Below are 11,358 nucleotides of genomic sequence, written 5' to 3' on the forward strand. Positions count from 1 at the left end.
ATGGGCCGAAACGGCAGACGTCGACGAGTCGGTGCGCCGGGGCCAGGTGGGGCGGCCGGGTCCGGTGGGCCGCTCCGCCGTCGTCCGTCCCGCCCACCACCTCGGTGCCGGCCGCGCGAGGGGTCCGGACCGGGCCCCGGGGCGGGACGCGCCCGAGGTGGCCGCGCCGCGACCGCTCTCGTACCGCTGGTTCGGTGCCTCCTTCAGCGACGCCCGGCTGACCCGGCGGCGTGGCGGTGCCATCCGGGGCCACGGGCGGGCCCCGCTTCCCCGGCCGGCACCGGCCACACCCTCGCCCGACCTGGTCCTGGCCGACAGAGCGTGAACATCGTCACGTGCGCTTCGAGTTCACCGTCGCTGTCGTGACCACATCAATAGCGCGGAGCATTGGATGCGGGATCATCACGGCGGGCGCTAATACTGCATCACGCAGTAGACGACAGTCGGGTGCGTGAACCGGTACCAGCGGTTCCACCGGTAGTCCCGGGTGCACTTCCTGTCGTTGGCGGCCCCTGGGACAATGTCGACGATGTGCACGGTGCCCTTTGCCTTGCATTTCGACGCGCCGACGATCCAGCCATCGCCCTTTGGGAATTTGTAACAGTAGTTGCGCACCAGATGGCGCTCGAGACAAAGGCGGTAGCCGTCTTCCGTGATGTACGCGGACTTGGGATCGGCGCACGTGCCCTGGTCGTAGTCCACCGACACCACCCGGTAGGTGCCCCGCGTGCCGTTGCAGTTACCGATACCCAGGAAGTCGCCGTCCTCGCTGACGACGATGCACTGCCCGATCTTCGCGGGCGGCGGTGGCGGAGCCGCCTCGGTCGTGGGAGGCGGCTCCTCCGGCAGCGGCAACGGCACCTCCGTGGACGGTGCCGGGGGTGTCGTCGACGACGGCACGGGAGAGTTTCCGTCCGCGACGGCCACCGGCCGGCCGTCGTCGTCCCTGTTGGCGACGACCAACGCGCCGGCCGCCACCACACAGGTCCCGAGCAGGCACAGCGCCAGCACCCCAGCGATGACACCGATGATGAGAGGTCCGTTGTTCTTCGGCGGCGCCGGCGGTGGCGGTGGCGCGGCCAGGCCGGGTTCCGGCGGGGTAGCACCCGGGTCGTCGGGCACATCAGACGTCGGCGGCAGCGTCACCCGGGAAGTGTGGCACAACTCCATTGAGGACGGATGGAGCCCCGTCCGGGCCGGGGTCACCCGTTGCCGGCGACGGTCGCCGGGACCGGAGATTCGGTCTTGAGACCGTGAATCCGCTGCCGCAGCGCGTCTTCGGCCCCCGGCGGCTGCGGGTCGCCTCCGTCGCGGCGCCATCTGGCGAATGCCAGGTCCAGTTGCGCGGAGTGCAGCCGCTTCATCCGCGTGTAGGCCGGACGGTCACCACGCAGGAGTGCCTGTAGCCGCATCCGCAGACGCAGCGGTGGATTCACCAGTACGGGCACCTCGGCCGGGGTGATCGCGCCACGCGGGTCGCCCGCCTCGTCCCGGAGGTGCCGATGCAGTGACCTCGTTTCCTGACGCAGCGCGGTGATGACGAGAAACAGCAGGATGGCGAACGCCGGCCCCTTGAGGACAATGAGGTTCAGCGGCTGCACGACGAACAACTGGACCGTGGAATTGTCGGACTCCCAGTACAGGCAGCCCATTGCGAAGATGTCCCAGACCAGGTGGGCCGCGATGGCGACGGCGAAGCCGCTACCGACGCAGACTGCCCGCCGTCCGGTGGGCGGGGCTCGTGGGCCGTGACCGCGCGCCGTTCCCACGGGCCGTGGCCGGGCGGGTGCGGCACGCCGCCCGACCACGGCCGGCGCGACCGCCGACAGCGGTCGCGCCGGCCCGTTCCTACAGCCCCGGCAGGCTCCCTCCGGGACCACCCAGCTCGCGGTGGATGAAATCGAAGATCTCGGCGTCGGTGGCGTCGTCGAGGGTGTGCGTGGCCGCCTTCTCCTCGACGGGACCACGCTCGTCGCCCCACCGGGCGACGAACGCCTGCAACTGCACCAGCAGCTTCTGCCGGGTCAGCCGGTCCGGCGCGTCCGCCGCGAAGACACCGTCGAGCCGCTCGAGTTCGGCGAGCAGCGGGGCCGCCGCGGCGGCGCCGTCCTCGACGAGGCGGTCACGCAGGTGCCGGGCGAGGGCCGCCGGCGTGGGGTAGTCGAACACCACGGCGGCGGGCAGTTGGACGCCGGTGGCGGCGCGGAGCCGGTTGCGCAGCTCCACCGCCGTCATCGAGTCGAAGCCGACCTCCCGGAACGCGCGGTCGGGCTCCAGCCCCGCGTCCCCGGCGTGGCCCAGCACGGTCGCCGCCAGGCCGCCCACGAGGTCGACGAGGACGCCCTCGCGTTCGGCGGGGCTCAGCGGGCGCAGCCGCTCCCGCAGCGCGGTCGCCGCCTCGTCGTCCGCCGGCTGGCGGTCGTCGTCGGCGGGCATCGCCGCGCCCGCCTCGGGGACCCCGGTCAGCAGCGGGCACGGCCGCATCGACGCGAACGTCGGCACGAACCGGTCCCAGCGTACGTCGGCGACGATCAGCTCCGCCTCCGCGCGCAGCGCCTGCCCGAACGCCTCGACGGCCAGCTCCGGGGGCAGACCCGGCAGGCCCCGCCGGCGTAGCTGCTCCTGCTCGGCCGACTCGGGATCGTCCTGCCACGGGCCCCACGCCACGGCCGTGGCCGCCAGTCCACCGTGCCGGCGGTTCGCCGCGAGCGCGTGCAGCAGCGCGTCACCGGCGGACTGGCCGGCCCGGCCGCCCGCCCCCCACACGCCCGTGGTGGAGGTGCAGAGCACGAACGCGTCGAGCGACCGGTGCGCCAGCTCGTCGGCGTACCCGGGGACGTCGCCGACGGTGGCGGCCAGGTCGGCGGCCAGACCCGCGAGGGTCAACTCGGCCAGCGGCACCGAGCCGGTCTCCGCCGGGACGTGCACGAGCGCGGTCACCGGCCGGCTCTCGGCGGCGAGCTGCTCCATCAGGTCACCGAGCTTCCCGGTCGCCGGCTCGGCGAGCGGAAGCACCTCGGCGCCCTGGCGGCCCAGCCAGTCCGTGGCGTGGCGAGCGACGGTGCCGGCCCCGCCGGTGAGCAGCACGGTGCCGTTCGGCCGGTACCCGTCACCCGTTGCCGGCCGCGCGGTGTCGCGGACCAGACGCCGGGTGTGCACGCCGGCCTCCCGGACGGCGAGCTGGTCCTCGCCGTCGACGTTGACCAGCGCCCCGACCAGGGCCGCGTACGCCGCCTCGGCCGGGCCCGCCGGCAGGTCGACGACTCCGCCGACGTGCCGGGGGTGCTCCAGCGCGGCGACGAGGCCGAGGCCCCACGTGGTGGCCTGCGTCGGGTGCACGACCGCTTCCCCGTCGACGGCGACGGCGCCGGTGGTGGCCAGCCACAGCGGCACGGCCGGGCCGGAGCGGCCGGTGTGCGCCTGTACGAGCAGCAGGTTCGCCGCCAGGCCGGTCGGCAGCGCGGTCTGCTCCGGGTGCGGCGCCTCGTCCAGCGCCAGCAGGGAGAGCAGCGCCGTCGGCTGGTGCGCGGCGGCGAGCCGGTCGAGGTCGGCGGCCAGGCCGTCGCGGGTGACGGTGGCCGGGTCGACGGTCAGCAGGTGCACCGCCGCGGCGCCGGCCGTGAGGGCGGCGAGCACCCGGTCGGTGACCTGGTGCGGCGGCGCCACCACCAGCCACGTGCCCGGGTCGGCGCCGGTCAGCGCCCGGCGTTCCCAGGTGACCCGGTACCGCCAGCCGGCCAGGGTGCCGTCGAGCTGCTGGCGGCGCCGCCACGACTCCAGTTCCGGCAGCAGCTCGCGCATCGGCTGGTCCGGGTCGAGGCCGAGGCGGCCCAGGTCGCCGTCGGTGACGGCCCGCCAGAACGCGTCGTCGACCGGGTCGGCGCCCGGCGTCGGCGTCGCGTCGAGGGTCGGCCAGTAGCGCTGCGGCCGGAACGCGTACGTCGGCAGCTCGGGCAGCCGGCGGGGATCCGGACGGGGGCCGGCCAGCACGGCGAGCACCGCCGCCCAGTCGACGTCCCGCCCGGTGCCGTCCACGACGGCCAGCGCGGCGAGCAGGGCGGCCGGCTCGTCGGCGCCGGCGCGCAGCGCCGCCACGGCCGTGCCGTCGTCGTCGGTGGGGAGCAGTCCGGCGGTCATCGCCGTCAGCACCGCCTGCGGTCCGAGTTCCAGGAAGGTGTCCACGCCCGCGTCGCGCAGCGCGGCGATCCCGTCGGCGTACCGGACGGCCTCCCGGACGTGCCGCACCCAGTAGTCGGGCGTACGGATCTCGTCGGGCTCGGCGAGCCGCCCGGTCAGGTTCGACACGATCGGCAGCAGCGGAGCGGCGAACGTCAGCCCGTCGAGCACGGCCCGGAACTCGGCCAGGATCGGCTCCATCAGCGGGCTGTGGAACGCGTGGCTGACCCGCAGCCGGCGGGTGCGTACGCCGCGCTCCCGCCAGAGCCGCTCGAGCCCGTCGAGGGCGTCGAGGGCCCCGGCGAGCACCACGGCGGTGGGGCCGTTGACGGCGGCGACGCCGACCCGGTCGCCCAGTCCGGCCAGCGACCCGACCACCGCCGCCTCGTCGGCGGCGACGGCGAGCATCCCGCCCCCGGCGGGCAGGGCCTGCATGAGCCGGCCCCGGGCGGCCACCAGCGTGGCGGCGTCGGCGAGGGACAGCACGCCGGCGACGTGCGCGGCGGTGATCTCGCCGATGGAGTGCCCGGCGACGTGCCCGGGCACCACCCCGAACGACTCGACCAGCCGGAACAGGGCCACCTCCAGCGCGAACAGGCCCGCCTGGGTGAAGACCGTCTCGTCGAGCAGCGCGGCCTCGGCGCTGCCCTCGGCCGCGAACAGCACCGGCTTCAGCGGCTGCGGCAGCTGGTGGTCCAGCGCCGCGCAGACCTCGTCGAGGGCCGCCGCGAAGACTCCGAACGTGTCGTACAGCTGCCGGCCGGCGCCGGGGCGCTGGGCGCCCTGGCCGGAGAACTGGACCGCGAGACCGCCGGCACGCCGCCGGGCGGTGACCAGCGCGGGGTGGTCCTCCCCGCCGGCCAGGGCCCGCAGCGCGGCCAGCCGGGTCGCGCGGTCGGCGGCGACCACGGTGGCCCGCCGGCCGAGGTGGGCGCGGCCCTCGGCGAGCGCCCAGGCGACCAGGTCGGCCGCGTCGTCGTCCGTGGCGACCCGGTCGGCCAGCCGGCCGGCCTGCTCGCGCAGCGCGGGCAGGTCGGCGGCGGAGACCGGCCACGGCAGGACCGTCGCCGGCCCTTCCCCGTCGGGGGCGACCGGCTCCGGCCGCTGCGGCGCCTGTTCGAGGATCACGTGGGCGTTGGTGCCGCTGATGCCGAACGAGGAGACGCCCGCCCGGCGGGGCCGGTCGTCGGCGGTCCACGGTCGCGCCTCGGTGAGCAACGCCAGGGTGCCGGAGGACCAGTCGACGTGCGAGGTCGGCGCGTCGACGTGCAGGGTCGCCGGCAGCACTTCGTGTTGCAGGGCCAGCACCATCTTGATCAGGCTGGCGGCGCCGGCCGCGGCCTGGGTGTGGCCGATGTTCGACTTCACCGAGCCGAGCCACAGCGGCCGGTCGGCGGAGCGGTCCCTGCCGTACGTGGCCAGGAGGGCCTGCGCCTCGATCGGGTCGCCGAGGGTGGTGCCGGTGCCGTGCGCCTCGACGGCGTCCACGTCGCCCGGGTTCAGGCCGGCGTTGTCCAGCGCCTGCCGGATGACCCGCTGCTGCGCGGGCCCGTTCGGCGCGGTCAGGCCGTTGCTCGCGCCGTCCTGGTTGACGGCGCTGCCCCGTACGACGGCGAGGATCCGGTTGCCGTCGCGCTGGGCGTCGGAGAGCCGCTGGAGCAGCAGGACGCCGACGCCCTCGCCCCAGCCGGTGCCGTCGGCGGCGTCGGCGAACGCCTTGACCCGTCCGTCGGCGGCGAGGCCGCGCTGCCGGGAGAACTCCAGGAACGCGCCCGGGGTCGACATCACCGTCACGCCGCCGGCCAGGGCGAGGTCGCACTCGCCGCTGCGCAGCGCCTGCGCGGCCAGGTGCAGGGCCACCAGCGACGACGAGCAGGCCGTGTCGACGGTGACCGCCGGGCCGTGCAGCCCGAACGAGTACGCCAGGCGGCCGGAGACCACCGACGCGCCGTTGCCGGTCGCCTGGTAGCCCTCCACCTGGGAGCGGGCGCCCAGCAGCAGCGTGGCGTAGTCCTGCCCGTTGGTGCCCATGAAGACGCCGGTGGCGGAGCCGCGTACCCGGTGCGGGTCGATGCCGGCGCGTTCGAAGACCTCCCAGGTGGTGTGCAGCAGCAGCCGCTGCTGCGGGTCCATGGCGAGGGCCTCGCGCGGGTTGATCCCGAAGAACGCGGCGTCGAACCCGGCCACGTCGTGCAGGAACCCTCCGCTGCGGGTGTAGCTGGTGCCGACCCGCTCCGGGTCGCTGTCGAACAGGGCGTCGAGGTCCCAGCCCCGGTCGGTGGGCATCGGCGTGACCGCGTCCACCCCGTCGGCCAGCAGCCGCCACAGCTCCTGCGGCGACGACACCCCGCCGGGGAACCGGCAGGCCATGGAGACGATCGCGATCGGCTCGTCGGCAGCCGGCCGGGCAGAGGCCACGCCGCCGACGGCCGCGCCGCCGTCGGCGCCGACCACGATTTCGGTACGCAGGAAGCGGGCCAGTTCCGCCGCCGACGGGTGGTCGAAGACCACGGTCGACGGCAGGGTCAGGCCGGTGACCCGGCCCAGCCGGTCCCGCAGCTGCACGGCGGCAAGGGAGTCGAAGCCCAGCTCGCGGAACGCCCGGCCCGCCGGCACCTGGTCGGTGGTGGGGTGGCCGAGGACGGCCGCCGCCTCCGCGCGGACGAGGTCGACCAGCAGCGACTCCTGGCCGGTCGCCGGCAGCGTCGCGAGCCTGGCCCGCAGCCCGTCGGTGGCGGCGGCGCTCTCCGACCGCTCCGGTTCCTCGGTGACGGCGGGGGCGACCCGGTCGAACAGGTGGCTCGGCCGCGCGGCGGTGAACGCCGTGACGAACCGGGACCAGTCGACGTCGACGATCACCGGTGCCGCCTCGGGGGCGTTCACCCAGCGGCCCAGCGCCGCGACGGCGGCCTCGGGCGCGAGCGGGCTGAACCCGCGGCGGCGCAGCCCGTCGGCGGTCTCCCCGGCGGCCATGCCGTCCTCCGCCCACGGGCCGTAGGCCAGGGCGGTGGCGGGCAGGCCCTTCGCCCGACGGGCGGCGACGAGGGTGTCGAGCAGGGCGTTGCCGGCCGCGTAGCCGGCCTGCCCGCCGCCGCCCCAGACGCCCGCGACCGAGGAGAAGACCACGAACGCGTCGAGGTCCCGGCCCCGGCAGGCGGCGTCAAGGTGCAGGGCGCCGAGCACCTTGCCGGCCAGGGTCTCCGCCAGCTCGCCGTCGGTCACCTCGTACGCCGGGGTGGTGCCGCCGGACGCCCCGGCGGTGTGCACGACGGCGGTCAGCTCCGGCAGGTCCGCCACCAGGGCGTCGACGGCCGCCCGGTCGGTGACGTCACACGTCACCACCCGTACCGCGCCCAACTCGTCGACCAACTCCGCCGCGCCCGGCGCCGCCGGACCCCGCCGCGAAGCGAGCACCACCTCGGCCGCCCCGTTGGCCAGCAACCAACGGGCCACATGCCGACCCAACGCACCCGTACCACCAGTCACCAGCACCGTCCCGGCGGGCCGCCAACCCGCACCGGCCGGCGACGCGGCCGGCAACAGCCGCCGGCCGAAGAGGCCGTTGCGGCGGACGGCCACCTGGTCCAGGGTGCCGTCGGCGAGGACCGCGACGAGACCGGCGCGGGCGCCGCGGTCGGCGCGGTCGGGCAGGTCGACCAGGCCGCCCCAGCGGTCAGGCTGTTCGAGGGCGACGACCCGACCCAGGCCCCAGGCCAGGGCCGCCCAGACGTCGTCGACCCGTTCCCCGGCCGTGACCGGCATCGCGGTCCGGCTGAGCGCCCACACCCGTCCGGACAGGCCGGTGTCGGTCAGCGCCCGGACGAGGGCGAGCAGCACCGCCGTGCCGGCGGGCAGCGCCGGCGTGTCCGCCGGAGGCCGGTCCTGGCGGGGCAGGACGCAGAGCACTCCGGCCCAGCCCTCCCCGCTGGTACGGCGCAGCTGTTCGCCCAGCTCAACGCGGCTCAGGGTGGACGACACGGTCAGCGTGTCCACCCTGGCACCGGCCTGGGTGAGGGTCTTCGCCACGCCCGCGTCGGCGCCGCTGTCGACGGTGACGACCAGCCACCGCCCGGACAGCCTGGTCGTCGGGTTCGACCGCACGGGCTCCCACCCGATCCGGTACGACCACCCGTCCAGCGCGGTGTCCCGGGACCGGTGCTGACGCCAGCGCGAGAGGACCGGCAGGGCCGGGCCGAGCGCGTCCAGGGCGTCGGGGTCGTCACCGAGTTCGGCGGCGAGGGCGGCCAGGTCGCCGCGCTCGACGGCGGTCCAGAACTCGGCGTCGCCGCCGTCCGGGGCGGCCTGCTTCTCGGCCGTGCCCTCGGGCCAGTAGCGCTGGTGCTGGAAGGCGTACGTGGGCAGGTCCACCCGCCGCGCGCCGCTGTCGGCGAACCACTGCCGCCAGGACACGGGAACCCCGTGCACGTGCAACTCCGCCAGGGCATGCAGCAACGCCTGCGCCTCCGGGCGGTCCCGACGCTGCACGGCGACAGCCAGCACAGCGTCGTCGTCGGGCAGCACGTCGGCGGCCATCGCCGTCAGGACGCTCTGCGGCCCGATCTCCAGGAACGTGTCCACACCGGCGCTCCGCAGCGCGGTCACGCCGTCGGCAAAGCGCACGGCCTCCCGCACGTGCCGCACCCAGTACTCCGGGGTGCGGATCTCGTCGGCGTCAGCGAGCGCACCGGTCACGTTCGACACCATCGGCAGCAACGGGGCGGAGAACGTGAGCCCGGACAGGACCGCCCGGAACTCGGCCAGCATCGGCTCCATCAACGGACTGTGGAACGCGTGGCTGACGGTGAGCCGGCGAGTGCGGGTACCCCGGTCCCGCCAGAGTCGCTCCACCTCGTCCAGCGCGTCGACGGCACCCGAGACCACCACGGCGGCCGGACCGTTGACGGCCGCGATACCCACGCGGTCCGTCATCCCCGTGAGAGACTCCGCCACCGCCGCCTCGTCCGCCGCCACCGCCAGCATCCCGCCGCCGGTCGGCAGCGCCTGCATCAACCGACCCCGCGCGGCCACAAGAGCGCACGCGTCCGCCAGCGACAACACGCCAGCGACGTGCGCGGCCGTCACCTCACCGATCGAGTGACCGGCCAACATGTCCGGCACGACCCCGAACGACTCCACAAGACGGAACAACGCCACCTCGACCGCGAACAACCCGGCCTGCGTGAACACCGTCTGGTCCAACAACTCCGCCTCAGCGGAACCCGCCTCAGCGAACAACACCTCCCGCAACGGACGCGGCAGCAACGAATCCAGCTGCCCACACACCTCGTCCAACGCCGCCGCGAACACCGGGAACCCGGCGTACAACTCCCGACCCATGCCCACACGCTGCGCACCCTGACCCGAGAAGAGCAGGGCGAGCTGGCCGCGGGTGGTGGCGGAGCCGGTGACGACGGTACCGGAGGGGTCGCCCGCGTCGAGGGCCCGGAGCGCGGAGAGGAGGTCGTCCCGGTTGCCCACCACGGCGACGGCGCGCTGTTCCAGCGCGGGTCGGGTGGTGACCGAGGACCAGGCGACGTCCAGCGGACGCAGCACCTCGTCGGCGGCGAGCCAGCCCGCCCACCGACCCGCCTGCGCCGACAACGCCGCATCGGAACGGGCCGACAGCAACACCGGCAACACCGGCGGCACGTCGCTGGCGACGACCTCGCCCTCGACCACCTCAGCCGGCGGCTGCTCGATGATCACATGCGCGTTCGTACCGGAAATCCCGAACGACGACACCGCCGCCCGACGCGGCCGACCCACGGCCGGCCACGGCGTGGGCTCGGTCGCGAGAGCCACCGCCCCCGAGGTCCAGTCGACGTGCGGGGACGGCTCGTCCACATGCAGGGTCGGCGGGACCAGGCCGTGGCGCATCGCCAGCACCATCTTGATCACACCAGCCACACCGGCAGCCGCCTGCGTGTGCCCGATGTTCGACTTGATCGAGCCGAGCAACAGCGGCCGGTCGTCGGGCCGGTCCTGACCGTAGGTGGCCAGCAGGGCTTGCGCCTCGATCGGGTCACCCAAGGTCGTGCCGGTGCCGTGCGCCTCCACGGCGTCCACGTCGGCCGCAGTGAGCCGGGCGTTGGCGAGAGCCTGGTGGATCACCCGCTGCTGCGACGGACCGTTCGGCGCCGTCAAACCGTTCGACGCACCGTCCTGGTTGACGGCAGTGCCGCGCACGACCGCGTAGATGCGCCGGCCCTCCCGCTGCGCGTCCGAGAGCCGCTGCACGAGCAGGACCCCGACGCCTTCGGACCAGCCGGTGCCGTCGGCCGACGCCGCGAACGACTTGCACCGGCCGTCGGCCGACAGGCCCCGCTGACGCGAGAACTCGATGAACGTCCCCGGCGTCGCCATCACCGTCACACCACCGGCCAGCGCGAGGTCGCACTCGCCGCTACGCAGCGCCTGCGCGGCGAGATGCAACGCCACCAGCGACGACGAACACGCCGTGTCGACGGTGACCGCCGGACCTTCGAGGCCGAACGTGTACGCGACCCGACCGGACAGCACGCTGCCCGACGTACCGGTGCCGACGTAGCCCTCCACCTCGGTCGGCAGGTCCATGAGGCGGGAGGCGTAGTCGTGGTACATGACGCCGGCGAAGACACCCGTCCGGCTGCCCCGCAACCGCGACGGGTCCAGACCCGCCGACTCGAACGACTCCCACGACGCCTCCAGCAGCAACCGCTGCTGCGGATCCATCGCAAGAGCCTCACGCGGCGAGATCCCGAAGAAACCCGGATCGAACTCGGCAGCCCCGTACAGGAAACCACCGTGCCGCGTGTACGACGTACCGCTGCGGTTCGGGTCGGGGTCGAACAGCGACTCCAGATCCCAACCCCGGTCCGCCGGGAACTCGGAGATCCCGTCGCCGCCGCCCGCCAGCAACTCCCACAGTTCGTCGGGGGATTCCACCCCGCCCGGATAGCGGCAGGCCATGCCCACGATCGCGATGGGCTCGTCGGTGCCGATGACCGTGCTGGCGACGGGGCCGGCGGCCGACGCGCGAACGCCGGCCAGTTCCGACCACAGGTGGTCGGCGAGCACCGCGGGGGTCGGGTAGTCGAAGACCAGCGTCGAGGCCAACCGCAGCCCCGTGGCCGCGTTCAACCGGTTCCGCAGCTCCACCGCCGTCAGCGAGTCGAAGCCCAACTCCCGGAACGCCCGATCCGC

General features: G+C 74.8%; 3 protein-coding genes. All 3 read right to left on the reverse strand.

Annotated elements, in window-relative coordinates; translation table 11 throughout:
* Nucleotides 1-414: 414 nt before the first annotated feature.
* Entirely contained in the window at nt 415-1,146 is a 732-nt protein-coding gene (locus tag ACGFIG_RS16935) for a hypothetical protein (protein ID WP_393003752.1), read from the reverse strand.
* Nucleotides 1,147-1,202: 56 nt separating this feature from the next.
* Nucleotides 1,203-1,652 carry a hypothetical protein gene (locus tag ACGFIG_RS16940; RefSeq protein ID WP_393003754.1) on the reverse strand — a complete coding sequence of 150 codons (450 nt, stop codon included), beginning with the start codon at nt 1,650-1,652 and terminating at the stop codon, nt 1,203-1,205.
* Nucleotides 1,653-1,848: 196 nt separating this feature from the next.
* Nucleotides 1,849-11,358, reverse strand: a 9,510-nt coding sequence (locus ACGFIG_RS16945; protein ID WP_393003756.1) for a type I polyketide synthase, incomplete at its 5' end; no start/stop codon positions are given.

Source organism: Micromonospora sp. NPDC049048 (genome assembly GCF_043197615.1).
Lineage (GTDB): Bacteria > Actinomycetota > Actinomycetes > Mycobacteriales > Micromonosporaceae > Micromonospora.